Genomic DNA, 26,943 nt, shown 5'->3' with positions numbered 1-26,943 from the left:
TCGTTCAGGGTCTCAATAAGGCGTCTCGCAGCATCCGTGGTTGTCCCGGAGTTCCGGCTCTTATGTCGCCTAGTATGCCAGATTGTCGCATTTTCCCTATGGATTTGCCGGATTCGCGCGTATCGTTTCTGCACAAAAACAAGCCAACAGGGATAGAAACATGCCAGTTAAACCACCAGTCACGGATCTGCCGATCCGGACCGCCGTCAGCGGTTTTTATAAAGGCTTCACCAAGGACGTCACGATCACCGGCAAGATCCTGGTGGGCGGGCTCATCTTGTGGGCCGTTGCCTTTCCGGATCAGGCGGCGGGCGTTCTCAGCGCGCTGAACACGAGCATCCTGGCCTCCTTCGGCTTCTGGTATGTCTACGTCATGGCGTTCTTCGTCGTGCTCTGCCTTGCTCTTGCGGTGTGGCCCGCGGCCGGACGGCTGAAGCTGGGGCAGCCGGAAGACGTGCCGGAATTTTCCAACTTCTCATGGTTTTCGATGATGTTCGGGGCCGGGATCGGGATCGGCATGCTGACCTTCGCCACGGCGGAGCCGATGTATCACTGGGGCGCAAACCCCGCGACGATACAGGGCATCACCGAAGGCTCGTCGGCCGGTAACGTGCGGGAGGCCTATGTCTGGTCCTTCACCCACTGGGGTCTGGCGGCCTGGGCGTCCTACGCCATCGTCGGGCTGGCGCTGGCCTATTTCTCTTACCGTCGCGGGCTGCCGCTGACGATCCGCTCGGGCCTGACGCCGCTCTTCGGCAAGAGCCTGTCCGGTCCGATCGGCCACGTCGTTGATATCGTGGCGGTTGTGGCGACCGTGCTGGGCGTGTCGCAAACTCTGGGCTTCGGGGTGGAGCAATTCGTCTCCGGCCTCGTGCGTGTGGGCTTTGGCGACTGGTTGCAGACCACCGCGGCTGACGGGTCGGTGAAATCCTCGACCGCGGGCATCGTCGTGGCGCTGGTCGTCATCATGGGCGCGTCGACCCTGTCGGCGCTGTCGGGTGTCGGCAAGGGCATCAAATGGCTGTCGAACATCAACATGGGGCTGAGCTTCTTCCTGCTGGCCTTCTTCCTGATCTTCGGCTCGACCTTCTTCGGTCTGACGGCACTGTTCGTGGGCATCTGGGATTACCTGATCTCGATCCCGGGCAACATCCTGACCGTCTGGAGCGGCTCGCCCTATGAGAGCTTCTTTGCCAATGTGCCGCCCGCGGTGCAGGCGCTGCCGGAAGCCGATGTTCGTGCGATCTACGATTCCGCCACAAGCCCATGGGGCACCGCTGGCTCGTTCGCGGAAGGCGTGCCTGCCTCTGCGGCGGCTCTGTCGGAGGCTGATCTGTCCGCCGCCTATGCGGCTGCGACCGAGGACCGGCTGTCTGGCTGGCAGGGTGCGTGGACAATCTTCTACTGGGCCTGGTGGATCGCGTTTGCGCCCTTTGTGGGCGTGTTCCTGGCGCGTATCTCCAAGGGTCGCTCGATCCGTGAGTACGTGCTGGGCGCGCTGGTCGTGCCTGCGCTGATGTGCTTCGTGTGGTTCGCCATCGTCGGTGGCACCGCCATCGATCTGGAGCTCAACGGCGATGCGAATGGCGCGATCCAGGGGGCAGGTCAGTCTGACCAGCTCTTCGCGATGCTGGCGGTGATCTTGTCGGAAAGCATGGCGTGGATCATGAGCATCATCGTGGTGGTCCTGCTGCTGACCTACCTCGTGACCTCGGCGGACTCGGCGGTGCTGATCATCAACACGATCAACGCAGCCGGCGACGAAGGCCCGAAAGCGCGCCCGCACATCCTGTTCTGGGGCGCAGCCCTGGCGCTGGTGGTGGGCGGCTTGATCATCGCAGGGGGGCTGGGCGCGATCCAGACCGCCATGGTGATCGGGGCGCTACCGTTCAGTCTGGTGATGGTTTTGATGGGCCTCGCGCTGATCAAGGCGATCTGGAATGACGGCCGCCGCGAGGCCGCCGGCTTGCCAACCACGGTCGAAGACATCGAAGGTGCGACCCCCGCAGAGTAATCCGGACCTGACATGACATCGGGACGCCCCGCACCTGACGGTGCGGGGCTTTTCTTTTGGGCCGCCGCTTGACCAGTCCCAAGTGGCGCTAGATGCAGGCCCATGACTGAGACACCAATACTTTTCTGGTTCCGCCGCGACCTGCGTCTGGGCGACCATGAGGGCCTCACCGCCGCCGCCGAGACGGGTCGCCCCGTCATCCCTGTGTTCATCTGCGACGAGGTGGTCGAAAGCCACGGGGCCGCGCCGAAATGGCGGCTGGGGCTGGGGGTCGAGCATTTCGCGCAGACGCTGGACGGGATCGGCTCCAAGCTGATCCTGCGCCGGGGCCGCGCGCTCGACGTGCTGCGCGCCCTGATCGAGGAGACCGGGGCAGGGGCCGTCTGGTGGTCGCGCGCCTATGACCCCGACGCCATCGCGCGCGACAAGGGCGTGAAGGAAACGTTGAAAGACGACGGCATCGACGCGCAAAGCCACAAGGGCCATCTGCTGTTCGAGCCATGGACGGTCGAGACCAAGACCGGCGGCTTCTACAAGGTCTACACGCCGATGTGGAAATCGGTGCGCGACCGTGACGTGCCCGCTGACCTGCCCGCCGTGTCCGAGTTGCGCGCGCCGGAAAGCTGGCCTGCCTCGGACGATATTGCCGATTGGGGTTTGGGCGACGCAATGAAGCGCGGGGCCGAGATCGTCGCGAAGCATGTCTGCGTTGGCGAGGACGCCGCCTCCACCCGGCTTGCGACCTTTACCCGCGACCGGATTGCGGAATACGGCGAGGCGCGCGACGAGATGGCCGTGGAAGGCACCTCGCGCCTGTCTGAAAACCTGACCTACGGCGAGATTTCCACCCGCCGCTGCTGGCACGCGGGCAAGCGCGCGATGAGCGACGGCAAGAAGGGGGCGGAGACGTTCCTCAAAGAGCTGGTTTGGCGCGAGTTCGCCTATCATCTGGCCTATCACACCCCGCGTATCATCGACCAGAACTGGCGCGAGGAATGGGATGACTTCCCGTGGAAGGACGATGAGCGCGCCGCGGAGATCAAGGCGTGGAAGCAGGGCCGCACCGGTGTCCAACTGGTCGATGCGGCGATGCGCGAGCTCTATGTGACGGGCTACATGCACAACCGCGGCCGCATGATCGTGGCGTCTTATCTGACCAAACACTTGATGACCCACTGGAAAGTCGGGCAGGCGTGGTTCGACGATTGCCTGATCGACTGGGACCCGGCGAGCAACGCGATGGGGTGGCAGTGGTCGGCGGGCTCCGGCCCGGATGCCACGCCGTTCTTCCGGGTGTTCAATCCGGCAACGCAGGCCGAGAAGTTCGACCCCAATCGCGAGTACCGCGCGCGCTTTCTGGGCGAGCTGTTCAAGAACCATGGCGACGAGGCCAAGGATTTCTACAAGGCGATCCCCGAGAGCTGGCACATGTCCATCACCGACGACTATCCAGAGCCGGTGGTGGCGCTGGACGAGGGGCGCCAGCGGGCCCTTGATGCCTATCAGTCGCGGTAGGTCGGCCATGAAGTTCCCTTCACGTCACTTCACGAGAGCGTTGTTTTTCTTGTGTGTTTCCGCCCGCATGTCTAAAATATCTTACAGTTGAGGAGGAGGATCACGCGATGAATGTGCTCACTGGCGACCCGTTGGAGCAACACGTCCTGACCTCGACTGCGTGCCAGTCCGGCCTTCCGCGCTATTTCACGCAGGCGTTCGCGACAGCGTCGAAGATGCGCTACGGGCGGCTCGACATGAAGCTGCCCGACGGCCGCGTGTTTCGCGCAGAAGGGTCCGAGAAGGGCCCGATTGCCGAGATCGACATTCACAACAACGACCTGTTTGCGCGCCTCGTGCGCGAGGGCGATCTGGGCTTTTGCGATGCCTATCTTGACGGCTGGTGGACCACGCCCGACCTGCAGGCCTTCATGGACCTTGTGCATGCCGACAACGAAGACGTCTATGACGGCTACCCCGGCATGGGGCTGGTGCGCGCCTATGAGAAGCTGCGCTTCTGGATGCAGCGCAATTCCAAAGAGCAGGCCAAGAAGAACATCAGCTACCACTATGATCTGGGCAATGATTTCTATGCGCTGTGGCTCGACCCGTCGATGACCTATTCCTCTGCGCTGTTCAAAGGGGACGAGGACCACGAGGAGGCGCAGCAGAACAAATACGCCTCAATGCTGGATCAAATGGGCGCGCAGCCGGGCGACCACTTGCTTGAGATCGGGTGCGGCTGGGGTGGGTTTGCTGAGCATGCGGCCCGCAAGGGCATCCGGGTCACCGGGCTGACCATCAGTCAGGAACAGCACGACTACGCCGTGGCGCGCTTGGCGAAGGCGGGGCTGTCGGAGCTGACAGAGATCAAACTGCAGGACTACCGCGACGAAACGGGACAATATGACGGCATCGCCTCCATCGAAATGTTCGAGGCGGTGGGCGAGCAATACTGGCCGGTCTACTTCAAGGCGCTGCACAAGCTCCTCAAGCCCGGCAAGAGCGCCACGCTGCAGATCATCACAGTCGAGGATCGCCGCTGGAAGGTCTACAAGCGGCAGGTCGATTTCATCCAGAAATACATCTTCCCCGGCGGCATGCTGCCATGCCCCTCGGCGCTGCAGCGCGAGATCAAGCGGGCGGGGCTGGAGTTCCAGCATTCGATTGAGTTCGGGCAGAGCTACTCTAAGACCCTTCGGCTCTGGCACCGCGATTTCAACAAAGCGTGGCCCGAGGTCGCCGCGATGGGATTTGATCAGCGCTTCCGCAATATGTGGAATTTCTATCTGACCTCTTGCGCGAGCACCTTTTGGAGTGGAAACTGCGACGTGACGCAGATCACAATGAAAAAACCCGAGTAGCAGACCAATGCCCACCGCCGCCAAGCTCGTCGCAGCCGTCATCTTTGCGCTGACGGGGTACATCGTGGCAGAGGCCATCCGCCCCACACTTCCCGAAGGCCAGCCGTTGAAATGGCTGCTGCCAATTTGCGTAGGAATTCCGCTGCTTGTGGGCTGGCGCGTGATGGGCAGACTGGTCGGCAAAAACTACGGCGTCAGCATGAACTCCGGCCTCTACGGCATTGTTGTTGCTACGGTTTCCGTCACATTCATCTTTGCCGTCGCACAGATGATCAAGCTGTCACGCCGCCTGCAATATGACGGCCCGATGGAGGCACTGGTGGACGTGTTCGCGATCATGCTGGAATACGGGCTGCTTCTGGTGAACCCGGTGGTGATCGTGGCCCTTGTAGGCGGCGGCTTCATCGGTGGCTTCCTCGCTGAATGGGCGGATCGCAAGTTCGGATGATCCATTGAGCCGCGCCCCTGCGCCGCGCGATATCGTGCTGTTTGGCACGCTCCGCGACCCCGAATTGCTGGAAATCGTGTTGGGCCGTGTTGCCCATTTGCAACCCGCGTACTTGTCCGGACACGGTGTCTTTGTGGCCGAGGGCCAGAGCTTTCCGCTTCTCGCCATAGCCGATGGCGCGGCGGAGGGCGGGTTGCTTGAAGGGCTGACCGATGAGGAAATCGCCCGGCTTGACTGGTATGAAGCACCCTATGGCTACGCGTTGGAGCCGGTGACGCTCACGGACGGACGCACGGCGCAGGTCTACCGCCCGACGGACGGGCAGTGGCAGCCAGGCGGCGCGTGGAGCCTTTCGCGCTGGCAGGCAGAGCAGGGCCCGCTTGCTCGCGAAGCGGCGCGCGAAATCATGGACCTGTTCGGCACCGTGCCGCTGGACACCTTGCAGCAGCGCATGTCGCAGATCCGTTCCCGTGCGCAGGCGCGAGTGAATGCAAGCCGCGAAGCCCCGACCGCACAGCTGCGCCGGGGGCTGACCCGCAGCGACGTGGACGTGCTGACGCACCGGCAGGCCTATTCCAACTTCTTCGCCGTGGACGAGCTGGACATCCGCCACCGCCGCTTCGACGGCGGCACGCAAGAGGTCAACCGCGCGGTCTTCGTCATGGCCGACGCCGTGGTGGTGCTGCCCTACGATCCCGTGCGCGACCGCGTTCTGGTGATCGAGCAAATGCGCGTGGCCCCCTTCGTGCGCGGCGACAAGATGCCGTGGGTGGTCGAAACGGTGGCGGGCCGGGTCGATGGCGGCGAAAGCCCCGAAGACTGCGCCCACCGCGAAGCGCAGGAGGAGGCGGGCGTGAGCCTGTCCAGGCTGATTAAGGTCTCCGGCAATTACCCGTCACCCGGCGCGGTGACCGAATTTCTCCATTGCTACGTGGGGCTTGCGGAGCTCGGCGATGCGGGGGGGATAGGCGGGCTCGACAGCGAGTCCGAGGATATCCGCTCGATCACGGTGCCGTTCGAAGACCTGATGGCCGGGATCGCGCAAGGCGAGGTGCAAAGCGGCCCGCTGATCCTTCTGGCGCTCTGGCTGGAGCGGGAGCGCCCGCGGCTGAGGCACGACGCAACATCGCCTTGAGTTCGCGCAGGCCCGGTCCTACACATTAAATGTTATAGCCAACCCGGAGCCCGCGCCCATGACCATCAAGACAAACCTCGCCGATCTTGTGGGCAACACGCCGCTGATCCGGCTCAACGCGGCGTCAGAGGCGACGGGCTGCGAGATCCTCGGCAAGGCTGAGTTCATGAACCCCGGCCAATCGGTCAAGGACCGCCCGGCGCTCTATATCATCAAGGACGCGGTTGCCCGCGGCGCGCTCAAGCCCGGCGGCACGATCGTCGAGGGCACGGCGGGCAACACCGGCATCGGGCTGGCGCTGGTGGGCGCGTCGATGGGCTTCAAGACCGTCATCGTCATCCCCGAGACGCAGAGCGAGGAAAAGAAGGATATGCTGCGGCTGGCAGGCGCGGAGCTGGTGCAGGTACCGGCGGCACCCTACCGCAACCCCAACAATTTCGTGCGCTATTCCGAGCGGCTCGCGGCCGAGCTCGACAAGACCGAGCCCAACGGCGCGATCTGGGCCAATCAGTTCGACAATGTCGCCAACCGGCAGGCCCATGTGGAAACCACCGGCCCCGAGGTCTGGGAGCAGACCGACGGCAAGGTCGACGGCTTCATCTGCGCGGTGGGCTCCGGCGGCACGCTGGCAGGCATGGCGCAGGCGCTGCAGCCCAAGGGCGTGAAGATCGGTCTCGCCGATCCGATGGGCGCGGCCTTGTATGATTGGTACACTAAAGGCGAGCTGACGACCGAAGGCGGCTCCATCGCCGAGGGGATCGGGCAGGTGCGCATCACCAAGAACCTCGAAGGGCTCACGCCGGACTACACCTACCAGATCAGCGATGAAGAGGCGTTGCCGATTGTGTTTGATCTGCTGCGCGACGAGGGGCTGTGCATGGGCGCGTCATCGGGCGTGAACATCGCGGGCGCGATCCGCATGGCCCGCGACATGGGGCCGGGCCACACCATCGTGACGATTCTGTGTGACTACGGCACCCGCTACCAGTCGAAGCTGTGGAACCCCGCCTTCCTGCGCGAGAAGGGGCTGCCGGTGCCAGAGTGGCTCGACCGCCCAGCGCAGGACATGCCGTCCGTTTTCGAGTAGCGCGTGATGCTGGCCATCCTGCGCCTGTGTCTTTTGGCCCTCTCGCTGGCTTTGGCCGTTGGGGTGCCATCTGTTGCCATGGCGCAGGCCGTCGCGGGACCGGACGGCGCGCCGGATTACGCGGCGTGGGAAAGCAACGCGACACGCGCCAATGACGTGCTCATCACCGACCGCGCGTCGACCGAAACGCTTGAGCGGCTGCGCGGGCAACTGGTGTCGTGGCGCGAGATGTTCCTGCGCCGCCAAGGGGCCAATGGCGACCAGATCGCCACCGTGCGCAGCCAGATCGACGCGCTTGGACCTGTGCCCGCAGAGGGTGAGAGCGAAGCAGAAGACATCGCCGAACGCCGCGCCGCGCTGAACGAAGAACTTGACCAGCTGACCGCTCCGGTGCGCCGGGCCGAAGAGGCCTATGCGCGCGCCGACGGGCTGATCGCGCGGCTCGACGCCACGGTGCGTGACCGCCAGACAAACCAGATACTGGAGCTGAACCCGACGCCGCTCAATCCCGCACTTTGGCCGGAAGCGGCGTTCTCGGTGGCCGATCTGGGCGGTCGGCTGACCTCTGAGCTGTCGTCCAATTATGCCTCGCCGGTGAAGGCAGAGACGCTAAAGGGCAAAGCGCCGCTCTTGATCATCATGGTGGTCGTGGGCCTGACGCTCGTGCTGCGCGGCGCGGCCTGGGTCGAGCGGGCCATGGCGCATTTCCGGGGCGATACGGAAAGCTCCGGTCCGCGCCTGCGTGTGGGCGTGTTCATCGTCTCGCTGGCAACGCTGATCCTGCCGATCGCGGGGATGCTTCTGGTGATCGAGGCCGCCGATCAAAGCCAGCTTCTGGGGCAGGTGGGCACCACGCTGTTGGAGATCCTGACCGGGGTCGTCCTGGTCGTCTACGCTGCGCGCTGGCTTGGCCGTCAGCTGGCCCCGCCCAGCTTTCCGCCCCAGGCGGTGCTGACCCTGTCGGATGGCCAGAACCTGCAATTCCGCTTGCTCACCAACCTTGGCGGTTTCCTGTTCTCGGCCAATCTGGCGGTCAGCGCGCTGCTCGATCAGCGCCTGATCAGTGAGACTGCCGCCTCCGTTCTGGGCTTGCCGCTGATCGTTCTGGCTGGTTTGTTCCTATTCCGCATCGCGCAGCTCATGGTCAGCAGCGCCAAGGCCGCCGCTGCCGAAGCGAACGCCGCCAAGGAGGCAAATGGCGACACGACGCCTGACGGCCCCTCTGGCCTCGTCATGCGGTATCTGGGCCGTGGTGCGCGGCTGGTGGCAATCGCGGGTCCGCTTTTGGCGGCCATCGGCTACACGTTTGCGGGCAATGCGCTGGTCTTCTCGACCTACATGACGCTGGCGCTTCTGGCGGTCGTCGCGATCCTGCAGCGTTTCGTGCGCGATCTCTATGCAAGCTTCCGCGGCGAGGCGGCGGGCTCCGAAGGGTTGATCCCGGTGCTCTTGGGCTTCGCCATCGCGCTGCTGGCCCTGCCGGTGCTCGCGCTGATCTGGGGCGCGCGCGTCACCGATCTGAGCGAGGTCTGGTCCCTGATCGCCGCGGGTGTGCCTATCGGCGAAAGCCGCATCTCGCCCGTGGATTTCCTGAAATTCGCTCTGGTTTTCGCGGGCCTTTACGCGCTGACCCGCCTGTTCCAGGGCACGCTGAAGGCACAAGTGCTGCCGCGCACGAACCTTGATACCGGAGGGCGTAATGCCATCGTGGCGGGCACGGGCTATGTCGGCATCTTTCTGGCCGCGCTCATCGCGATCACCAGCGCGGGCATCGACCTGTCCTCGCTCGCCATCGTCGCAGGCGCGCTGTCGGTGGGCATCGGCTTTGGTCTGCAGACCATCGTGTCGAACTTCGTCTCGGGCATCATCTTGCTGATCGAGCGCCCGATTTCCGAGGGCGACTGGATCGAGGTCAGCGGCACCATGGGTGTGGTCAAGAAGATCTCCGTGCGCGCCACGCAGGTCGAGACGTTCGATCGCCGCGACGTGATCGTGCCCAACGCGGATCTGATCTCGACCTCCGTGACCAACTGGACCAAGGGCAATCTGACGGGGCGGATCATCGTACCGGTCGGCGTGGCTTACGGCACCGACACCCGCAAGGTGGAGGCGATCCTCAAAGAGATCGTCGAGGCGGAGCCGCTGGTGATCCTGAACCCGCCGCCCTCGGTGCTGTTCATGGGGTTTGGGGCGGATTCGCTCGACTTCGAGATCCGCGCGGTGCTGCGGGACGTGAACTACGTCATGGCCGTCCCGTCCGAGATGCGCCACACCATCGCCAAGCGCTTCAAAGAGGAAGGCATCGAGATCCCGTTCGCACAGCGCGATGTCTGGCTGCGCAACCCGGAGACGCTGCGCGCGGTGCAAGATGACGACCCACCGCCCGAGCCCCAGGGGCCCGCGCCAGAGGAGCCCCAGACCACATGACCAAGCTATTGTTTCGTGAGGATGCGTATCTGAAAGAGGCGCCCGGCGTCGTTGTCTCCCGTACCGATCTGGGCGTCGTTCTGGATGCGAGCGTGTTTTATCCCACCGGCGGCGGCCAGCCCGGCGATGCGGGCCGTCTGAGCTGGGACGGCGGGATGTGTCAGATCGTCGACACCCGCAAGGGGGAAGGTGATGCGGTGGTGCTGATCCTCGCCGAGGGCGCAACTTGGCCCGAGGTTGGCACGCAGGTCACCCAAACCCTCGACTGGGACCGCCGCTTTGGCCACATGCGCGTGCACACGGCGCTGCATCTGCTGTCCGTCGTGATCCCCATTGGGGTCACCGGCGGGCAGATCGGGACGGAGAAGGGACGGCTGGATTTCGACATGCCGGAACCGCCGGCGGACAAGGTCGCGCTGGAGGAGACGCTGAACGCGTTGATCGCCCGCAATCTGGAGGTCTCCGAAAGCTGGATCACCGATGCGGAGCTGGAGGCGAACCCCGGCCTTGTCAAAACCCTGTCCGTGCAGCCGCCCAAGGGGGCAGGCCGCGTCCGGCTGGTGCGCATCGGCACGGATGACGAGCAGGTGGACCTGCAACCTTGCGGTGGTACCCATGTGGCGCGCACGGGCGAGATCGGGCGCGTGCGGATCGGCAAGATCGAGAATAAAGGCCGTGGCAACCGCCGCGTGAACCTGCATCTGGACGGCTGATCGGGGCGTCGGGATTTCGAATGCTTTTGCCGAGATGAAGCCGGGGAGACACGTGCACGGCTTCGCGTGAAAAAAGCGCCGTGGACCCCTTGCAAATGTCACCGCCTATTGGCTAAACCCTGCGCTACGGACAGGTGGCCGAGTGGTCGAAGGCGCACGCCTGGAAAGTGTGTAGGCGGGAGACCGTCTCCAGGGTTCGAATCCCTGTCTGTCCGCCATATCCCCCTTCATTGCCGCTGGATGATCGCGTTTTCCCATTCCGTGAGAAACGTGCGTCGCTTGAGCGTGTCCAGATAGGTCATCAGCGCAGGCGCCAGCGTGATCGTGGATTGGCCCAGCTCCCCCGTCAGGGCGGGCAGCGGGGCTGCACGGATGCCCGGGCCGAGCAGGTGGCGCAGAAAGGCCTCGGCCCGCGCGGGCTGCGGCGCATCGCGGGAGATCAGCGCGCTGCGCATCATCGTTGTAGGGAAATCCTGCGGCAGGATGATCTCGAGCCCCGGCGTCTCGGCCTGGCGCGCCTGCGCGTAGCTGCCCAGCACATTGTAGGCCACGGCGAGACGCCCATCGGCCAGCTCGTCGATCATCTCGCCGGAGCAGCAGTAAAGCTTTGCGTCGAGCGCGCCCATGACCTCCATCAGCCGCCAGTAGGTCTCCGATGCGCGGGCATCCTGCGTCGCAAACAAGTAGCCCAGCCCCGATTGCCGCACGTCATAGGTGCCCACGCGCCCGCGAAACACCTCTGGTCGGGCGCGCAGGGACTGGATCAGCTCTTGCCGGGTCTGCGGGATATCGTGGCCGGTGAAGGCCGCGCGGTTGATGACGATTGCTGCGGGCTCCGACGTGAAGGCGAAAAGCGTCTGGCGCCATTCGGCCCAATCAGGATGGTCCAGCTCTTCGATGCGCGCGCCGAAGCCGTCATTGGCGAGCTTCAACTGCAGATCCATCGCGCTGGAAATCACCAGATCGAAGGCGGCCGGGTCCGCGCGAAACCGGGTGTTCAGATCGGCGGTGCCGGTCACCAGATACTCCACGGCCGTGCCGGGGTTGGCGGTGAGATAGCCCTCGATGATCGGGGCAAAGAAAGACGTATCGGTGCTGGACAGAACCCTGAGCGGGGCGGGCGCGTCGCCGAAGACCTGTCGGTCCTCCCACTCCTGTGCGCCCGCGAGCGCGGGCAGGAGCCACAGGATCAAAGCGATAAGGTAACGCATGCGCCGCCCTCCGGTCGGTTCTCGAGCTTCAGCGCGCCGCCATGGGCCACCGCCACGTCCTGGGCGATGGTCAGGCCAAGGCCAGAGCCGATCGTGCCTTTCGCGTTGCCGCCGCGCTGGAACCGCGTGGCGAGCGTGTCGATTTCGTCGGGCGGAAAGCCGGGGCCTTCGTCACAGATGATGACCTGCGGTGAGGCGGTGAGCGTGATCTCCACGACGCTTTCGGCGGGCGAGTATTTCAAGGCGTTGTCGATCACATTGCGCACCGCGTTTTGCAGCAGGATCGGGTCGCCCGTGCAGGTGACAGGGCCATCCTGGTGGATGCGCAAGAACAGGTCTTTCATGTCGGCAATCGGGGTCAGGCCGCGCACCAGCTCGGCCACCAGCTCGCCCAGATCAAGCTGCTGGCGTTCCAGATGATCGGCGCGGAATGTGATCATCGCATGATCCAACAGCTGGCCCGCCGCCCGTGAGCTTTCGTCAATCGCGCGCACCATGGATCGCAGCGCCTGGCGGTTCTCTTCCCGGTCGACGCGCTGCAACGTGGCTTCCGCATAGGAGCGCACGGTGGCCAGCGGCGTGCGCACCCGGTGGGCGGCCTCGGCGATGAAATCCTCCGAGCGGTTGAGCGACTGGTCGAGCCGGCCCATCAGCGAGTTCAGCGCGCCCACCAGCGGCTGCATTTCGGACGGCACGGGTTTGGAGAAGGGCGTCAGGTCCTGCGGGCCGCGCCGTGCCACCGATTGGCCAAGCGCGCGCAGGGGGCGGATCGTGGTCGAGCTGGCCCAGAGCGCCAGCAGCGTTGCCAGCACGAAGAACCCACCACCAAACAGCGCGGCATTGCGAGAGATATCCGCCAAAGTGCCCGCCATGGCGTCCTGTGTCTGAGCGACCGAGACGGTGATCAGCGTTCGGTTGTCCTCGGCAATCAGCCAGCGCCTGTTGGTGACCCGGCGTACCTGTGAGCCTTGAAATTGCAGCGTCTGGATGTCTTGCAGCTTCATTCGCGGAAAGGGCGGCGACAGCCCTTCATAGCCTGAAAGATGCGTGTCATCTTGTTGAATTTCGTAGAAAATTCGGTCGTCCTGCTGCGTCGTCAGCATCGAAAAGGCGGCATAGGGAATGTCGAGTTCCAGCGCGCCGTCGCGGATCAGCGCGGCGTCGAGGATCGACGTGACGGAGGCCCCAAGGATCGCGTCCTGGCTTTGCTGCGCAACCGCCGTGGCGTAGCCGCGCAGCAGCAGGAAGACCAGCACGGCCAGCACCGCCGCCCCGCCGATCAGCGTCACCATCAGGCGGCGTCGCAAAGAACCGGAGCTGCGTAAAACCTCAGTCATGGTCCAGCCGATAGCCGAGGCCGCGCAGGGTGGTGATCCTCAGGTTTGAGCGCTCAAGATGCTTGCGCAACCGGCCGATATAGACCTCCACCGCGTTCTCGGAGACGTCCTCGTCGTAGGAAAACAGCCGATCCACCAGCTTTTGCTTTGAGAAAATCTGCCCCGGCGCGCCGATCAGAAGCTCCAGCAGGCGCAGCTCCCGGTTGCGCAGGTCCACTTGTGTCTCACCAACTTTCAGGTGGCCGGCCACTGGATCAAACGTGACATCACCCAGCACTTGCACCGTCTGCGCCTTGCCCGCTTGGCGGCGCAACACGGCGCGGCAGCGGGCCTGCAGCTCTGCATGGTCAAAGGGCTTGGTGACGTAGTCATCGGCGCCCAGATCAAGGATGCTGATTCTGTCGGACACCTGGCTGCGGGCGGTCAGAACGATCACCGGCGTGTCCTTCTGGCCCGCGCGATGGCGTTTGAGGAAGCTGCGCCCATCGCCATCGGGCAACATGATATCGAGCAGGATCAGGTCGTATTCCCCGGTCTCGGAGAAGGCGATTGCATCTTCCAAATTGCCCGCATGATCAACGACATGCCCGTCGAGGCTCATCCGGCTCGAGACCGCGTGCGCCAGCTCTTGGTTGTCCTCGACAAGCAGGAATTTCATTCGATGCGCCGCCCAAGTGATGCGTGACAGGTCTGTGTCAGGTTTGCATGATTGCCTGCATGCAACTGAGCCGCGACGCGGACAGTTGTCAAATGGGAGGACAATCTATGACGACATTGAAACTGGGCCGCAGGGCCCTGATGGCGGCTGCTGTGGCGGCCCTGAGCTTTGGCACCAGCGCACATGCGGACGGCCATCAGGTTGTGGACAGCATCCACTTCCTGATCCCCGGCGGCGCTGGCGGCGGCTGGGACGGTACCGCTCGCGGCACCGGCGAAGCGCTGACGAATGCGGGCCTTGTCGGCTCCGCATCTTACGAGAACATGTCGGGCGGCGGCGGCGGCAAGGCCATCGGCTACCTGATCGAGAACGCCGAAAGCAACCACGGCACGCTGATGGTCAACTCGACCCCCATCGTGATCCGCTCGCTGACGGGCGTGTTCCCGCAGAGCTTCCGCGACCTGACCCTCGTGGCTGGCACCATCGGTGACTACGCGGCCATCGTGGTGGGCAAGGACAGCCCGATCAACAACATGGACGACCTGCTGGCCGCCTATGACGCCGACCCGTCCGGCACCGCAATCGGCGGCGGCTCGGTTCCGGGCGGCATGGACCACCTTGTGGCGGCCATGGCGATGGAAGCGGCGGGCAAAGATGCGCTCAACGTGAAATACATCCCTTACGACGCTGGCGGCAAAGCCATGGCAGCGCTGCTGTCGGGCGAGATCGCGGCCTTGTCGACCGGCTTCTCCGAGGCGGTTGATCTGGCGAACGCGGGCGAAGTGAAAATCATCGGCGTGACCTCGGACGAGCGGGTGCCCGCGGCCCCCGACGCCATGACCCTGAAAGAGCAGGGCATCGACACGACCTTCGTCAACTGGCGTGGCTTCTTTGGCGCCCCGGGCCTGCCTGCGGACAAGACCGCCGCTTATCAGGACGCCATCGCCAAGATGTATGACACGCCCGAGTGGGAAGAAGTGCGCGCACGCAACGGGTGGGTGAACATCCACAACCCCGGCGACGACTTCAAAGCCTTCCTCGAGGACCAGGAAAAGGTCATCGGCGATCTGATGAAGAAGCTCGGCTTCCTCTAAACCACTTTGGCAGAGCGGCCCCGCGCTGCTCTGCCTTTTTCTCATTCCGGGGGAGGGGATGTGATGGCGCTCGATCGCTGGATTGCACTGATATTGTTAGGCATTTGTCTGACCTACGGCTACACGGCCTGGTTCACGATGGATGCCTCGCTCGCGCCCTTCATGAAGCGTAACCCGATCTGGCCCTCGACTTTCCCAAAAGTGCTGTCGGTGCTGGCGACGCTCGCCTGCCTGTCGATCCTGCTGGGCCTCGAGAAATCCGAGGCGAAAGAGCCGGAAATCGACTACCGCCGCCTGCATGAATACAAGCTCGGCCAAGCGGTGATGTTGCTGGCGCTGATGGCCGCTTACGCGCTGTGCCTGCGCCCGCTGGGATTTCTGATCTCCACCACTGCCTTTCTCGTTCTCGGCTCGTTCATCCTGGGCGAGCGCAAATGGCTGGTGATGATCCCTATCGCGCTGACCGCGACCGGGGTGGTCTGGTATCTGGTCCAAGAGGTTCTTGGCATCTACATGCGCCCGCTGCCGGGCTTTCTGGGAGGCTGATCCATGCTCGAAGGACTTCTGATCGGCCTGCAAACGGCCATGTCATTCCAGAACCTCGCGATGGTGATCGCGGGCTGCCTGATCGGCACGTTCATCGGCATGTTGCCGGGGCTGGGGCCGATGTCGATTATCGCGATCATGATCCCGGTGGCGATCTCCATGGGCGATCCGTCTGCCGCGCTGATCCTGCTGGCGGGGGTCTATTACGGCGCGATTTTCGGCGGCTCCACCTCGTCGATCCTGCTGAATGCGCCGGGTGTTGCGGGCACCGTGGCGTCGAGCTTCGACGGCTATCCGATGGCCCGCCAAGGCAAGGCAGGCAAGGCGCTGACCATTGCCGCAATCGCGAGCTTCGCGGGCGGCACGATCGGCGCGATCTTGTTGATGGTCTTCGCGCCGATGCTGTCCTCGGTCGCATTGCTGTTCCACTCGGCGGAGTATTTCGCGCTGATGGTCGTGGGCCTGTCGGCCATCGCGGCCTTCGCGGGCACGGGGCAGGTGGGCAAGGCGCTGCTGATGACCGTGCTGGGCCTGATCATGGCCACCGTGGGCGAGGGGGCGCTGTTCAACCTGCCGCGCTTCACTGGCGGGATCATGGACCTGCAATCGGGCTTTGGCTTCATCACGCTGGCCATGGCGATGTTCGCCCTGCCAGAGGCGCTGTTTCTGGTCCTGAAGCCCAAGGACGCCGGCAGCGCCGATGGCGAGATCAAGGATCTGCGCATCACCGGGGCGGAGGCGCGCTCCATCGCGCCGGTCATCGGTCGGCAATCCATTCAGGGCTTCTTCATCGGCGTGCTGCCCGGCGCGGGGGCGACAATTGCCAGCTTCCTTGGCTACGCGGTCGAGCGCAACATTGCACCGAAGCACGAGCAGGACGAGTTCGGCAAAGGCTCGATCAAAGGGCTTGCCGCGCCTGAGACGGCGAACAACGCCGCCTGCACCGGCTCCTTCGTGCCGCTGCTGACGCTGGGCATCCCCGGCTCCGGCACCACTGCGATCCTGCTCGGCGCGTTGATCGCGCTGAACGTCTCGCCCGGTCCTCGCCTGATGATCGACGAGCCGCAGATTTTCTGGGCGGTCATCATGTCGATGTTCATCGGCAACCTGGTGCTGCTGATCCTGAACCTGCCGCTGATCCCCTATATCGCCAAGGTGCTGGCGATCCCGCGCAACTACCTGATCCCGTTCATTTTGTTCTTCACCCTGATGGGGGCCTATATCGGGCAGAACAACGCGACCGAGCTCTTGATCCTAGTGGCTTTCGGCATCTGCGCGACGGCGCTGAAATTCGCGGACTATCCGCTCGCGCCGCTGCTCATCGGCTTCATCCTGGGCGGCATGCTTGAGAACAACTTTGCCCGCTCGATGCAGCTTTACGACGGCGTGTCCTTCATCTGGGAACGCCCCATGACGCTTGGCCTGCTGGTGATCGCCGCGATCCTGATCCTGCTGCCCAGCTACCGCGCCCGCCGCGCGCGGCTGCGCGCGCAGGGCGTGGCGGACGGCGACTAGGTCTCGTCGCTCACGACCTTCAGGGGCTGGGTCTTGCCGTCCTTGCTTTCGCCAAAGAAGATCGTCTGGTGCGGGAAGGGGATCTCGATCCCTGCCGCGTCGAACTGGCGCTTGAGGATCTCGTTATAGGCGCGGCCCACGCCCCATTGCTTGCCCGGCAGTGTCTTGATCCGGCAGCGCAGCACCACGGCGCTGTCGCCGAAGGACTGCACGCCGAACCATTCCAGATCGCCAAGGATGAAGCCGCCCTGATCGGGATGCTCGCGCAGCTCGTCGAAACAGGCATGCATGACCTCGCGCACCTCGTCGACATTCTCGCGGTAGGCCACGCCCATGTCGCAGACCGCAAAGGAGAAATCGCGCGAGAAGTTGGACACCATGTCGACGCTGGAGAACGGAATGATGTGGAAGACGCCATGCACATCGCGCAAGGAGACCGAGCGCACGGACAGCTTCTCCACCCCGCCGGTGGTGCCGCCCACAGTGATGACATCGCCCACGTTGATCGCGTTCTCGAACTGGATGAACACGCCGGTGATGATGTCCTGCACCATCTTCTGTGCGCCAAAGCCGATGGCAAGGCCCAACACGCCGGCAGAGGCCAGCAGCGGGCCGATATCCAGCCCGATCTCCGACAGGCAGAACATAAGCGTAAGCACTACCAGCACGATCGTCAGCGCATTGCGCAACAGCGATAGCAGCGTGGTCTCGCGCGCCGTTGGCACCGCGCCGTATTCCGGGTTCAGCCGGAAATCGACCCAGGAGGTCATGGCCAGCCACAGCGCGAAGGCCACGACAAGGATCAAGCCCAAGGTGACCAGCGTCCCGGCCAGCTCCTGGCCGAACTGAGTGCCGAGCCAGCCGCGCACATCCAGCACGCTGATGATGTCGAGGATGAAGAACACCGCAATCGCCATGATCACCAGCCGCACCGCGCCGAGCGCGCGGGTCATGAAGCCGTTGAGCCGCGGCTCGAGCAGCGGCAGCTTCATCGTGACGTCCTCGGGCAGGGAAATGCCCGTGGCGATTGAGCGCGCCAGCATACCAGAGACCAGCGATGCCGCCACGAGGGTCGCCAGCACCTTGCCCGACGCGATGAGCACCGCGAAGGTGGTCTCTGCGGGTTGGGTCATGACCACGATGAAGATCGCCGTCAGGTAGACCAGCGCAAACCAGTGCCAGATCAGCGCGAGCGACATCAGCATGCCGCGCAGGCCGCCGGGGCGGGCAGGGGCCTCTATCTCGGCTGCGGCCTCTGCGGTCGCTTGCTCTGCGGGACCGGGCTGGTCGGTTTGCACGGGCGCGTGCGGGTCGAACATCGCCACGATCCACGCCGCTACGGGCTTGCGGCGGGCCCAGACCACGGTCATCAGGTAGATCAGTACACCGACCGCCAACAGCGCGGTGATGCCGCTGCCCGCGGCGAAAGACGCGCTTTGATTGACGATTGGCACAACCAGCAACTGGCCGTAGCCCAGAACGCTGACCACGATCTTGGCCGTGCGGTAGAGCGACTGCGCCGCGCTGTCGCTCAGCGGCACAATGCGCAGCCCGCTGGCACTGGGCGACAGCACCACCCGGATCGCGACCTTGACCATTTCGACGATCAGGAAGGCGTTGAGATACATGGTCTGGCGGATGCCGATATTGCCGAACTCGCCCAAGGCCAGAACCGTAATCGCGTAGCCCGCGGCCCACGCGAGGACCACGATCACCGCGTCCACCAAGTTGGTCCCGACGAATAACAGCGCGGTGGAGAAACTGTTTGCCTCATGCGCCCTGTTGCCCATGCGGCGATAGAAGGGACGCGCCAGCAGGCGCAGCCCGATGTAAATCCCCACGGTGATCACGATAACCAATAGCAGGCTGGGCAGGGCCGACAGGACGATGCCGAACTCGTCGCCACGCAGGCCCGACAGCGCGTTCTCGCCACTGGTCAGCCCGGACCAAAGGGCTGTCGCACGCTCGACCGTGCCTTCCACCGCCTCTTGCGTGAATACGGCGATGCGGCGTCCAAGCGACACCTGCTCTTGGGCCGTGGCTGTGGCAGTCTCCGCGACCGCTTCGGCGGCTGGCGCGACGCTGGCTTCCAGCTCCGCGATCAGTTTTTCGCGGGCGGCGTCGTCCTTGAGCACGTCAAGCAGAGTCGAAAGTGCGCCATCCGCGCCCTCGGCCGCCTGATCCTGCGCGGCGGAGGGGGCCCCGGTCAGGGCGACGAAAAATGCGAGAAGGCAGGCGAGCAAGCGGGTCTTGAAACTATACGACGACATCGGGTCCTTACTTGTATCTTCTTGGGCACGCCGATTGACGACATCAAAGGGAGTAACGCGCGAAGCCCCGGAACTTGTTCCGTACAGATGCTAATATTTTGTGATTGTCTATGCGGGCGCTGCGGCGCGGGCGTTCGTGTTGAGGAAATACTGCGCAAAGATCGGCCCGCTGGCCGCCCCGATGCCGCGCGCCTCACGCCCGATGGAGCCTTCTTCGATCTCCGGCAGGATCAGACCGCGGCTGTCTTCGTGCGGCAGCTTCTCGCGCACGGCGGCGACGAGCCGGGTTCGGATTTCCTCCGGAAAGGCGCCGTCGATGATGACGGCTTCAAAGTCGATGACCGACGCCACGGACACGCAAGCCTGCGCGATGGCGGCGCCGGTTTCGTCCAGCCAGGGCGCGACCTCGGCCTCGAAGGACTGCCAGTCCTGCGGCTCCGCCCACAACGCGCGCGGGTCGTGGCCTGCGGCGCTGAGCCGGTCCTCCAGCACATGCACCGACGCCACATCCAGCAATTGCCGCGTGCGCCCGGCGCGGTCCCCCACACGCAAGGGGCCAAAGGCACCTGCATTGCCACTGGGGCCCTCATAGACCGCCTGGTTCAGCACGATACCCCCGCCGATGAAGGTCGACACGAACATGTAGGCGTAGTCGCTATATTCACGGCCCCGCCCGTAGACATGTTCCGCCCAGCAGGCGCTGGTCGCGTCGTTGAGCATGAAGACGGGCAGGTCGGTGATCTCGGTGAGCCGCTCGCGGAACGAGACATCCTTCCACGACAGAAATTCCTCGGGCGTGTTGCGGTCGGTCGCCCCCCATTTCCAGATCTCAAACGGGGCCGCGACGCCGATGCCACAGACCCGCGCGGCCAGCGTCGCGCCGACACTGTCGAGCGCATCCCGGTAGGCCGCCTCGATAAACGCGAATACGGTGCGGGGCAGGGCGATTGCGTAGCCGAGCTGGCGCTGGAACAACACCCGGCCCAGAAGATCGGTCAGCACGACCTCGCTGGAGCGCCGCCCGACCTTGACCCCAAGCCCAAGCGCGCCTTCGGGGTTCAGGGCCATCGGGATCGACGGCTTGCCGACCTTGCCCTTGACCGGCGCGCCCTTGATCAGCAGGCCGTCGGCCTCGAGTTTGCGCAAGATGACGGACACGGTCTGCGCCGACAGATGCGTCTCGCGCGCGATTTCGCTGCCCGGCAGCTCGCCATGGCGCTGCAGCACGGACAGGATCAGCCGCTCGTTGTGATTGCGCACCCCGCGTTGGTTGAAGCCTTCGCTCAACGATCTGATTTTGGCGGATTGCTCCATGGCGCTCTCTTTTGGATAGACCGCAGAATGGTCAAGCGCGATTATTAAATCAAGTTTATTTATTAATTGACTTCGCCCGGGAATCGCTCAATTTTGGCGATATTCCGCCTCACCCGGTAGGCGGCTTTCGAATTCCGTGGGAGGAACTAATGAAGAAATTTATCGCTGGAACCGCAATGGCTCTGATCGCATCTGCGGGGGCGGCTGCGGCGGATGGCCATGCTGTCTCTGCCTGCCTGATCACCAAGACCGACACCAACCCGTTCTTCGTGAAGATGCGCGAAGGCGCGACCGCGAAGGCCGAAGAGCTGGGCATCTCGCTCAGCAGCTACGCGGGCAAGGTCGATGGCGACCACGAGACCCAGGTGCAGGCCATCGAGACCTGCATCGCCAACGGCGCCAAGGGCATCCTGCTGACCGCGTCGGATACTTCATCCATCTCGCCGGTCGTGCAGCAAGCGCGCGATGCGGGGCTTCTGGTCATCGCGCTCGACACGCCGCTGGAGCCGATTGACGCCGCCGACATGACCTTTGCCACCGACAACTTCCTGGCCGGTGAGCTGATCGGCAAATGGGCCGCCGCGACGCTGGGGGATGCTGCAGCTGACGCCAAGATCGGCATGCTTGATCTGGCCATCAGCCAGCCCACCGTGGGCGTGCTGCGCGATCAGGGCTTCCTGACGGGCTTCGGCATCGATGTGAAGGACCCCAACAAGTGGGGCGACGAGGATGATCCGCGCATCGTCGGCAATGACGTGACCTCCGGCAACGAGGAAGGCGGCCGCCGCGCCATGGAGAACCTGCTGGCCAAGGATCCCGGCATCAACGTTGTGTACACGATCAACGAGCCGGCCGCCGCGGGCGCCTATGAGGCGCTCAAGGCCATCGGCCGCGAGAATGACGTGCTGATCGTCTCCGTCGATGGCGGCTGCCCCGGTGTGCAGAACGTGGCTGACGGCGTGATCGGGGCGACCTCGCAGCAGTATCCGCTGCTGATGGCGTCCCTCGGGATCGAGGCGATTGCCGCCTGGGCCAAGGACGGCACCAAGCCGGAAGCCACCGAAGGCAAGGCGTTCTTTGACACCGGCGTCTCGCTGGTGACGGACAAGCCCGCCGACGGGGTCGAGAGCATCTCGGTCGCCGAAGGCAAAGATCGCTGCTGGGGCTAAGCCCCGGGTGGACTGCAACCACCTGATCTAAATCACAAACCCGTGGGCAGGCTTCGCGCCTGCCCTCGGGCGCACCCGCCCTTTGAAATAGGCCGTCCCCATGTCCAGCTCTGACAATTACGAGTCCGCCGCCACGACCGCCAACGCGCAGGTCGCCCAGTTCGAGGACAACCGCAAAGGCCTCGTGGGCCAGATTCAGAACCGGCTGCATCAGACCCCGTCCCTGGTGCCGCTGATCGTGTTGGTCTTCTCCATCGCGCTTTTTGGCCTCCTGCTGGGCTCGCGCTTTTTCTCGCCCTTTGCGCTGACGCTGATCTTGCAGCAGGTGCAGATCGTGGGCGTGCTGGCCGCGGCGCAGACCCTGATCATTCTGACCGCGGGCATTGACCTCAGCGTCGGGGCCATCGCGGTGCTGTGTACGGTCGTCATGGGCAAGGCCACCTTCAGCTACGGCATCCCGCCCGCCATCTCCGTGGCCATCGGTCTGGCGGTTGGCACCACCATCGGCGCGATCAGCGGCTGGCTCGTCAGCCGCATGAAGCTGCCGCCCTTCATCGTCACGCTCGGCATGTGGCAAATCGTGCTGGCCGCGAATTACCTCTATTCCGCCAACGAGACGATCCGCAGCCAAGATATCGAGGCGGAGGCCGCCTTCCTGCAATTCCTAGGCTACAAGCTGCAATTCGGCGGCGCGACCTTCACGCTGGGCGTGGTCTTGATGATCGTGCTCTTCATCGTGCTGGCCTACGCGTTGCGCTCCACCGCATGGGGGCGGCATGTCTATGCGGTGGGCGACGACCCCGAAGCGGCGGAGCTGTCGGGCGTCAATGTGCACAAGACCTACATGTCCGTCTATATGGTCACCGGCTTCATCTGCGGCCTCGCGGCCTGGGTGATGATCGGGCGGTTCGGCTCAATCTCGCCGTCCGCCACAACCGGGGTCATCGGGAACATTCAGGCCATCACTGCCGTCGTGATCGGGGGCATTTCGCTCTTTGGCGGGCGCGGCTCGATTGCGGGCGCCTTGTTCGGCGCGCTGATCGTTGGTGTATTCGAGCTTGGCCTGCGGATGGCGGGCGCCGACCCGCAATGGACCTTCATGCTAATCGGCTGGCTGATCATCGCAGCCGTCGCAGTGGATCAGTGGATCCGGAAAGTGAGCGCATAATGGAGCCGATTCTGAAAGCACGCGGGCTGGTCAAGCGCTACGGTAAAGTCACGGCGCTGGACCATGCCGATTTCGATCTGATGCCGGGCGAGATCCTCGCCGTCATCGGCGACAACGGCGCCGGGAAATCGTCGATGATCAAGGCGGTCTCCGGCGCGGTTGTGCCGGACGAGGGTCAGGTCTGGCTGGAGGGGCGCGAGGTCAAGTTCCGCTCCCCCATCGACGCCCGCGCCGAGGGGATCGAGACGGTCTACCAGCAGCTCGCCATGTCGCCCGCTTTGTCGATCGCCGATAACATGTTCATGGGGCGCGAGCTGCGCAAACCCGGGGTTCTGGGTAAGGTCTTCCGCCGTCTCGACAAATCCGCGATGGAGAAATTCGCCCGCGACAAGCTCAACGAGCTGGGGCTGGCCACGATCCAGAACATCAACCAAGCGGTCGAGTCGCTCTCGGGCGGGCAGCGCCAGGGCGTCGCCGTGGCCCGCGCGGCGGCCTTTGGGTCCAAGGTTGTGATCCTCGACGAGCCCACCGCGGCGCTTGGCGTCAAGGAAAGCCGCAAGGTACTGGAGCTGATCCTTGATGTGCGCTCGCGCGGCATCCCGATCATCCTGATCAGCCACAACATGCCCCATGTGTTCGAGGTGGCCGACCGCATCCATGTGCACCGTCTGGGGCGGCGGCTGTGTGTCATTGACCCCAAGGAACATTCCATGTCCGACGCGGTGGCCTACATGACCGGCGCCAAGGAGCCCGAACCGAAGGCCGCCTGATGGACCTGGCGTCCGTCACGGCCCGGATTGCCGCCGCGCCCTTCAAGGCGCGCAGGCGACTGGTCGCTTTGGTTGGCCCGCCCGCCAGCGGCAAATCCACCCTGTCCGAGCAATTGCCGCAGGTGGTGCCCGCCTCGCAGGTCGTACCGATGGACGGCTTTCACCTCGACAACAGCCTGCTGGCCGAGCGGGGTCTGAGCACGCGCAAGGGCGCGCCCGAGACGTTCGATATCGCGGGGCTCACCCATCTGGTGCGGCGATTGGCCGACGAGGAAGAAGTCATCTTCCCGCTCTTCGATCGCGCCCGCGACGCGGCCATCGCCGGGGCGGGGATCGTCGGGCCAGAGGTGGACACGGTGATCGTCGAAGGCAATTACCTTCTGCTTGACCGCCCGGGCTGGCGCAAATTGGCGGCGATGTGGGATATCTCGATCCTGCTTACCGCGCCCGAGGACGTCCTGCGCGACCGGCTTTTGCAGCGTTGGCGCGATTTTGGCTATGCCGAGGGCGACGCGGTGACGAAGACGGAAACCAACGATTTGCCCAACGCCCGGACCGTACTGCGCGAAAGCCTGCCCGCCGACATCACGATCAGCTCAGAGCGCTAGGTCCGCGATCAGATTATCGCGGGCATAGCCGTCCTTCTCAGTCGCCCGCTTGATCCGCCCGCCTTCCATCAGCACGAAGCGATCCGCGATGCCATAGGCGAAATCTGCGTTCTGTTCGACCAGCAGGATCGCCATCTCGCCCTGGCCGCGCAGCAGCTTCAGCGCCTCGCCGATCTGCTGGATGACATTGGGTTGAATGCCCTCCGTCGGCTCGTCCAGAAGCAGCACCTTGGGTCGCGTAATTAGTGCACGGGCAATCGCCAACTGCTGTTGCTGCCCGCCCGACAAGTCACCGCCGCGGCGCGATTTCATGTCCAGTAGCACCGGGAACAGGTCGAAGATGTAATCCGGGATCGTGTGGGCGTCCTTCGGCAGGCAGGCGAAGCCAGTCTCGAGGTTCTCCATTACGCTCATCATCGGGAAGACTTCGCGGCCTTGGGGCACATAGGCCACGCCCGCCCGCGCGGCGTTGAACGCGTTCGAGAACCGGGCAGGGGCGCCGTCCACCGAGACGTCCCCGCCGGATGCCGGATGCCGCCCGGCAACCGCCTTCAAAAGCGATGTCTTGCCGACACCATTATTGCCCATCAACGCGGTGATCTTGCCCAAAGGCGCGTCCAGCGACACGTCCCACAGAATCTGGCTCTGCCCGTAATGCAGGTTCAGGTTTTGCACATCAAGCATGGCCGCGCCCCAGATAGACGTCGATCACCGTCTGGTCGCTGGTCACATGGTCCAGACTGCCCTCGGCCAGCACCGATCCTTCGTGCAGAACGGTCACTTTGCACTCGAGCCTGCGCACGAAAGCCATGTCATGCTCGACAACCACGACCGCGCGCGTCTCGGCGGCGCGGCGCAGGATGTCGGTGGTCTTCTCGCGCTCTTCCACGGTCATGCCCGCGGCGGGCTCGTCGACCAGCAGCAGACGCGGGTCCTGCGCCAGCAGCATCCCGATCTCGAGCCATTGCTTTTGCCCATGAGACAGCTCCCCCGCGCGCCGCATCAGCTGATCGAGCAGTCCGATCTCGTCGGCAATCGCCTCGATCCGGGCGGCATTGGTCGCGGTTTTCTTGTGCATCAGCACCGCAAACGGACCGCGCGGGGTCTTAAGCGCCATCGCCAGATTTTGCCGCACCGTCTGATCCTCGAACACGGTGGGTTTCTGGAACTTGCGCCCGATGCCCTCCATCGCGATCTGGCTTTCCGACATACCCAGCAGCGAGATGTTCTTCTCGCCCCAGATCACGCGGCCCTCGTCGGGCTTGGTCTTGCCCGTCACGATGTCCATGAAGGTCGTCTTGCCTGCGCCATTGGGCCCGATGATCGCGCGCAGCTCGGCCTCGGCGAAGTTGATCGACAGGTTGTTGATCGCCTTGAAGCCGTCGAACGAAACCGACACGCCAGATACTTCCAGCAGCATGCTCATGACGGCTTCCTCACCAGATAGTCAAACAGCCCGCCAATGCCTTTGGGGAAGAACAGGGTGACGGCCACGAAGGAGAAGCCCAGCAGTACCAGCCACCAGTCGGTCCATTGGATCGTGTAGAAACCGAGCGGGATATCGGGCGCGCCGCCGCCGGTGAACCAGCTCGACAGAAGCGACACGAATGCCGCACCGATCACCGCGCCATAGAGCCTGCCGCGCCCGCCAATGGCGACCCAGACGGCCAGATAGATCGACGCAATCGGCGCGATCTCGCCCGGGTTGATGATGCCCGCCTGCGGGTAATAAAGCGCGCCTGCGATGCCGGATACGACGGCGGTGATCGTGAAGATGAAGAGCTTATAACTTTCAACGTGATAGCCAAGGAACCTCACGCGCGCCTCGTTGTCGCGGATGCCTTTCACGACGCTGCCCATCTTGCCGGAAATCACCCATGCGAAGAAGAGATAGCCCATCGCCAGCGCCAAGGCCGAGGCGTAGAAGAACACGATCGAGATCACCGCCTGTGACGTGTCCTCGAACCCCGGGATGTTCTGCAGGCCCGACAGGCCGTTATTGCCGCGCAACCCGCTGTCGTTCTGGAACAGGTAGAGCGACAGGGCCAGCGTCATAGCTTGCGTCAGGATCGACAGGTACACCCCCGTCACCCGCGACCGGAAGGCCAGCCACCCAAAGACCAGCGCCAGCAAGCCTGGCACCAGCACGACCATTGCCAATTGCAAAAACAGGCTGTCCGCGAAAGCCCAGATCAGCGGGAATTCCGATGATCCGACCACGCCGAAGATCTGGTTGCCGATCGCGTCGCTGATCTCGTCGGGCGTCGGCGGGATCGCGCGCTCCATCAGGGACGGCACCACGATGGCTTGTGTCCGCGCATACATCAGCCACATGCCGATGGCGTAGCCGCCGATGCCGAAGAAGGCGAAATGCCCAAGGCTCAGGATGCCGCAATAGCCCCAGACCACGTCCATCGCGATGGCGATCAGGCACAGGCACAGGGTCTTGCCCAGCGTCTTGACGAAGGAGGTCGAGATCACGCCAACCCCGGTCGCCTCGGACAACAAAGTGACACCAAGAGTGAACAGGCCGAGCGCTGCGAGGAAATACAGCACGGATGGGTTTTGTGCGATAAAGCTTTGTCGGGGTGGTGTGCTCAT

General features: G+C 64.1%; 23 protein-coding genes and 1 tRNA gene. 16 read left to right on the top strand and 8 right to left on the bottom strand.

Annotated features, from left to right (window positions below; genetic code table 11):
- Positions 1-160: 160 nt before the first annotated feature.
- The 9 genes from C8N43_RS04185 (at position 161) to C8N43_RS04145 (ending at position 10,900) form a co-directional block, all read left to right on the top strand.
- Positions 161-2,014, top strand: coding sequence for a BCCT family transporter (locus C8N43_RS04185; protein WP_107844405.1), 1,854 nt, complete (start codon positions 161-163; stop codon positions 2,012-2,014).
- Positions 2,015-2,116: 102 nt separating this feature from the next.
- Positions 2,117-3,529 (top strand): cryptochrome/photolyase family protein, encoded by a 1,413-nt coding sequence (locus C8N43_RS04180; RefSeq protein WP_107844404.1) that lies wholly within the window; start codon positions 2,117-2,119, stop codon positions 3,527-3,529.
- A gap of 107 nt (positions 3,530-3,636) precedes the next feature.
- Positions 3,637-4,872, top strand: coding sequence for an SAM-dependent methyltransferase (locus C8N43_RS04175; protein WP_107844403.1), 1,236 nt, complete (start codon positions 3,637-3,639; stop codon positions 4,870-4,872).
- A gap of 7 nt (positions 4,873-4,879) precedes the next feature.
- On the top strand, positions 4,880-5,320 hold the full coding sequence (locus C8N43_RS04170; RefSeq protein WP_107844402.1) for a TrgA family protein: 441 nt from the start codon (positions 4,880-4,882) through the stop codon (positions 5,318-5,320).
- A gap of 4 nt (positions 5,321-5,324) precedes the next feature.
- A complete protein-coding gene (locus tag C8N43_RS04165; RefSeq protein WP_158269904.1) occupies positions 5,325-6,455 on the top strand; it encodes an NUDIX domain-containing protein in 1,131 nt (376 codons plus the stop codon).
- 58 nt (positions 6,456-6,513) lie between these two features.
- Positions 6,514-7,542: a cysteine synthase A gene (locus C8N43_RS04160; protein WP_107844400.1), complete on the top strand. Its 1,029-nt coding sequence runs from the start codon at positions 6,514-6,516 to the stop codon at positions 7,540-7,542.
- Between the two features lie 6 nt (positions 7,543-7,548).
- Positions 7,549-9,969, top strand: coding sequence for a DUF3772 domain-containing protein (locus C8N43_RS04155; RefSeq protein WP_107844399.1), 2,421 nt, complete (start codon positions 7,549-7,551; stop codon positions 9,967-9,969).
- The gene (locus C8N43_RS04150) at positions 9,966-10,682 is read left to right on the top strand and encodes an alanyl-tRNA editing protein (protein WP_107844398.1); all 717 of its coding nucleotides are present in this window, start codon (positions 9,966-9,968) and stop codon (positions 10,680-10,682) included. The genes C8N43_RS04155 and C8N43_RS04150 overlap by 4 nt, the downstream gene beginning before the upstream one ends.
- A 128-nt stretch (positions 10,683-10,810) precedes the next feature.
- Positions 10,811-10,900, top strand: a tRNA-Ser gene (locus tag C8N43_RS04145).
- Positions 10,901-10,909: 9 nt separating this feature from the next.
- Here C8N43_RS04145 and C8N43_RS04140 read toward each other — a convergent pair.
- From C8N43_RS04140 to C8N43_RS04130, 3 genes are read right to left on the bottom strand one after another with little or no spacing between them, the layout of a single operon-like run.
- A complete protein-coding gene (locus C8N43_RS04140; RefSeq protein WP_107844397.1) occupies positions 10,910-11,893 on the bottom strand; it encodes an ABC transporter substrate-binding protein in 984 nt (327 codons plus the stop codon).
- Positions 11,872-13,230 (bottom strand): sensor histidine kinase, encoded by a 1,359-nt coding sequence (locus tag C8N43_RS04135; RefSeq protein ID WP_107844396.1) that lies wholly within the window; start codon positions 13,228-13,230, stop codon positions 11,872-11,874. The genes C8N43_RS04140 and C8N43_RS04135 overlap by 22 nt, the downstream gene beginning before the upstream one ends.
- Entirely contained in the window at positions 13,223-13,888 is a 666-nt protein-coding gene (locus tag C8N43_RS04130; RefSeq protein WP_107844395.1) for a response regulator transcription factor, read from the bottom strand. The genes C8N43_RS04135 and C8N43_RS04130 overlap by 8 nt, the downstream gene beginning before the upstream one ends.
- A 107-nt stretch (positions 13,889-13,995) precedes the next feature.
- Here C8N43_RS04130 and C8N43_RS04125 point away from each other — a divergent pair, with 107 nt between their 5' ends.
- The 3 genes from C8N43_RS04125 (at position 13,996) to C8N43_RS04115 (ending at position 17,043) form a co-directional block, all read left to right on the top strand.
- Positions 13,996-14,982 carry a tripartite tricarboxylate transporter substrate binding protein gene (locus C8N43_RS04125; RefSeq protein WP_107844394.1) on the top strand — a complete coding sequence of 329 codons (987 nt, stop codon included), beginning with the start codon at positions 13,996-13,998 and terminating at the stop codon, positions 14,980-14,982.
- 63 nt (positions 14,983-15,045) lie between these two features.
- Complete coding sequence (locus C8N43_RS04120) at positions 15,046-15,528, top strand: tripartite tricarboxylate transporter TctB family protein (RefSeq protein WP_107844393.1); 483 nt, start codon at positions 15,046-15,048, stop codon at positions 15,526-15,528.
- 3 nt (positions 15,529-15,531) lie between these two features.
- Positions 15,532-17,043 (top strand): tripartite tricarboxylate transporter permease, encoded by a 1,512-nt coding sequence (locus C8N43_RS04115; protein ID WP_107844392.1) that lies wholly within the window; start codon positions 15,532-15,534, stop codon positions 17,041-17,043.
- On the opposite strand, the gene C8N43_RS04110 is transcribed toward C8N43_RS04115, so the two are convergent.
- Positions 17,040-19,313: a mechanosensitive ion channel domain-containing protein gene (locus tag C8N43_RS04110; protein ID WP_107844391.1), complete on the bottom strand. Its 2,274-nt coding sequence runs from the start codon at positions 19,311-19,313 to the stop codon at positions 17,040-17,042. The two genes, C8N43_RS04115 and C8N43_RS04110, sit on opposite strands and share 4 nt — an antisense overlap.
- Positions 19,314-19,421: 108 nt before the next feature.
- Complete coding sequence (locus tag C8N43_RS04105; protein WP_107844390.1) at positions 19,422-20,627, bottom strand: ROK family transcriptional regulator; 1,206 nt, start codon at positions 20,625-20,627, stop codon at positions 19,422-19,424.
- Positions 20,628-20,776: 149 nt separating this feature from the next.
- Here C8N43_RS04105 and C8N43_RS04100 point away from each other — a divergent pair, with 149 nt between their 5' ends.
- The 4 genes from C8N43_RS04100 to C8N43_RS04085 all read left to right on the top strand — a co-directional run bounded on the left by C8N43_RS04100 (position 20,777) and on the right by C8N43_RS04085 (position 24,342).
- Positions 20,777-21,796 carry a sugar ABC transporter substrate-binding protein gene (locus tag C8N43_RS04100; RefSeq protein ID WP_107844389.1) on the top strand — a complete coding sequence of 340 codons (1,020 nt, stop codon included), beginning with the start codon at positions 20,777-20,779 and terminating at the stop codon, positions 21,794-21,796.
- 100 nt (positions 21,797-21,896) lie between these two features.
- Positions 21,897-22,964, top strand: coding sequence for an ABC transporter permease (locus C8N43_RS04095; RefSeq protein WP_107844388.1), 1,068 nt, complete (start codon positions 21,897-21,899; stop codon positions 22,962-22,964).
- The gene (locus C8N43_RS04090) at positions 22,964-23,734 is read left to right on the top strand and encodes an ATP-binding cassette domain-containing protein (protein WP_107844387.1); all 771 of its coding nucleotides are present in this window, start codon (positions 22,964-22,966) and stop codon (positions 23,732-23,734) included. The genes C8N43_RS04095 and C8N43_RS04090 overlap by 1 nt, the downstream gene beginning before the upstream one ends.
- A complete protein-coding gene (locus tag C8N43_RS04085; RefSeq protein WP_107844386.1) occupies positions 23,734-24,342 on the top strand; it encodes an AAA family ATPase in 609 nt (202 codons plus the stop codon). Before C8N43_RS04090 ends, C8N43_RS04085 begins: the two co-directional genes overlap by 1 nt.
- On the opposite strand, the gene urtE is transcribed toward C8N43_RS04085, so the two are convergent.
- From urtE to urtC, 3 genes are read right to left on the bottom strand one after another with little or no spacing between them, the layout of a single operon-like run.
- Positions 24,331-25,026 (bottom strand): urea ABC transporter ATP-binding subunit UrtE, encoded by a 696-nt coding sequence (gene urtE, locus C8N43_RS04080; RefSeq protein ID WP_107844385.1) that lies wholly within the window; start codon positions 25,024-25,026, stop codon positions 24,331-24,333. The two genes, C8N43_RS04085 and urtE, sit on opposite strands and share 12 nt — an antisense overlap.
- Positions 25,019-25,768 (bottom strand): urea ABC transporter ATP-binding protein UrtD, encoded by a 750-nt coding sequence (gene urtD / locus C8N43_RS04075; RefSeq protein ID WP_107844384.1) that lies wholly within the window; start codon positions 25,766-25,768, stop codon positions 25,019-25,021. Before urtD ends, urtE begins: the two co-directional genes overlap by 8 nt.
- On the bottom strand, positions 25,765-26,943 hold the full coding sequence (gene urtC, locus C8N43_RS04070; protein ID WP_107844383.1) for an urea ABC transporter permease subunit UrtC: 1,179 nt from the start codon (positions 26,941-26,943) through the stop codon (positions 25,765-25,767). The genes urtD and urtC overlap by 4 nt, the downstream gene beginning before the upstream one ends.

Origin of the sequence: Litoreibacter ponti (assembly GCF_003054285.1) — a bacterium.
GTDB classification, from domain to species: domain Bacteria; phylum Pseudomonadota; class Alphaproteobacteria; order Rhodobacterales; family Rhodobacteraceae; genus Litoreibacter; species Litoreibacter ponti.
The sequence above is the reverse complement of the archived record's forward strand: the minus strand, read 5'-3'. Positions and strand labels throughout refer to the sequence as shown.

Excerpts from the sequence above, each read along its gene's own strand:
- C8N43_RS04185 (WP_107844405.1), top strand. The coding sequence starts at position 161 with ATGCCAGTTAAACCACCAGTCACGGATCTGCCGATCCGGACCGCCGTC.
- C8N43_RS04180 (WP_107844404.1), top strand. The coding sequence starts at position 2,117 with ATGACTGAGACACCAATACTTTTCTGGTTCCGCCGCGACCTGCGTCTG.
- C8N43_RS04175 (WP_107844403.1), top strand. The coding sequence starts at position 3,637 with ATGAATGTGCTCACTGGCGACCCGTTGGAGCAACACGTCCTGACCTCG.
- C8N43_RS04170 (WP_107844402.1), top strand. The coding sequence starts at position 4,880 with ATGCCCACCGCCGCCAAGCTCGTCGCAGCCGTCATCTTTGCGCTGACG.
- C8N43_RS04160 (WP_107844400.1), top strand. The coding sequence starts at position 6,514 with ATGACCATCAAGACAAACCTCGCCGATCTTGTGGGCAACACGCCGCTG.
- C8N43_RS04155 (WP_107844399.1), top strand. The coding sequence starts at position 7,549 with ATGCTGGCCATCCTGCGCCTGTGTCTTTTGGCCCTCTCGCTGGCTTTG.
- C8N43_RS04150 (WP_107844398.1), top strand. The coding sequence starts at position 9,966 with ATGACCAAGCTATTGTTTCGTGAGGATGCGTATCTGAAAGAGGCGCCC.
- C8N43_RS04140 (WP_107844397.1), bottom strand. The coding sequence starts at position 11,893 with ATGCGTTACCTTATCGCTTTGATCCTGTGGCTCCTGCCCGCGCTCGCG.
- C8N43_RS04135 (WP_107844396.1), bottom strand. The coding sequence starts at position 13,230 with ATGACTGAGGTTTTACGCAGCTCCGGTTCTTTGCGACGCCGCCTGATG.
- C8N43_RS04130 (WP_107844395.1), bottom strand. The coding sequence starts at position 13,888 with ATGAAATTCCTGCTTGTCGAGGACAACCAAGAGCTGGCGCACGCGGTC.
- C8N43_RS04125 (WP_107844394.1), top strand. The coding sequence starts at position 13,996 with ATGACGACATTGAAACTGGGCCGCAGGGCCCTGATGGCGGCTGCTGTG.
- C8N43_RS04120 (WP_107844393.1), top strand. The coding sequence starts at position 15,046 with ATGGCGCTCGATCGCTGGATTGCACTGATATTGTTAGGCATTTGTCTG.
- C8N43_RS04115 (WP_107844392.1), top strand. The coding sequence starts at position 15,532 with ATGCTCGAAGGACTTCTGATCGGCCTGCAAACGGCCATGTCATTCCAG.
- C8N43_RS04110 (WP_107844391.1), bottom strand. The coding sequence starts at position 19,313 with ATGTCGTCGTATAGTTTCAAGACCCGCTTGCTCGCCTGCCTTCTCGCA.
- C8N43_RS04105 (WP_107844390.1), bottom strand. The coding sequence starts at position 20,627 with ATGGAGCAATCCGCCAAAATCAGATCGTTGAGCGAAGGCTTCAACCAA.
- C8N43_RS04100 (WP_107844389.1), top strand. The coding sequence starts at position 20,777 with ATGAAGAAATTTATCGCTGGAACCGCAATGGCTCTGATCGCATCTGCG.
- C8N43_RS04095 (WP_107844388.1), top strand. The coding sequence starts at position 21,897 with ATGTCCAGCTCTGACAATTACGAGTCCGCCGCCACGACCGCCAACGCG.
- C8N43_RS04090 (WP_107844387.1), top strand. The coding sequence starts at position 22,964 with ATGGAGCCGATTCTGAAAGCACGCGGGCTGGTCAAGCGCTACGGTAAA.
- C8N43_RS04085 (WP_107844386.1), top strand. The coding sequence starts at position 23,734 with ATGGACCTGGCGTCCGTCACGGCCCGGATTGCCGCCGCGCCCTTCAAG.
- urtE (WP_107844385.1), bottom strand. The coding sequence starts at position 25,026 with ATGCTTGATGTGCAAAACCTGAACCTGCATTACGGGCAGAGCCAGATT.
- urtD (WP_107844384.1), bottom strand. The coding sequence starts at position 25,768 with ATGAGCATGCTGCTGGAAGTATCTGGCGTGTCGGTTTCGTTCGACGGC.
- urtC (WP_107844383.1), bottom strand. The coding sequence starts at position 26,943 with ATGAGCACACCACCCCGACAAAGCTTTATCGCACAAAACCCATCCGTG.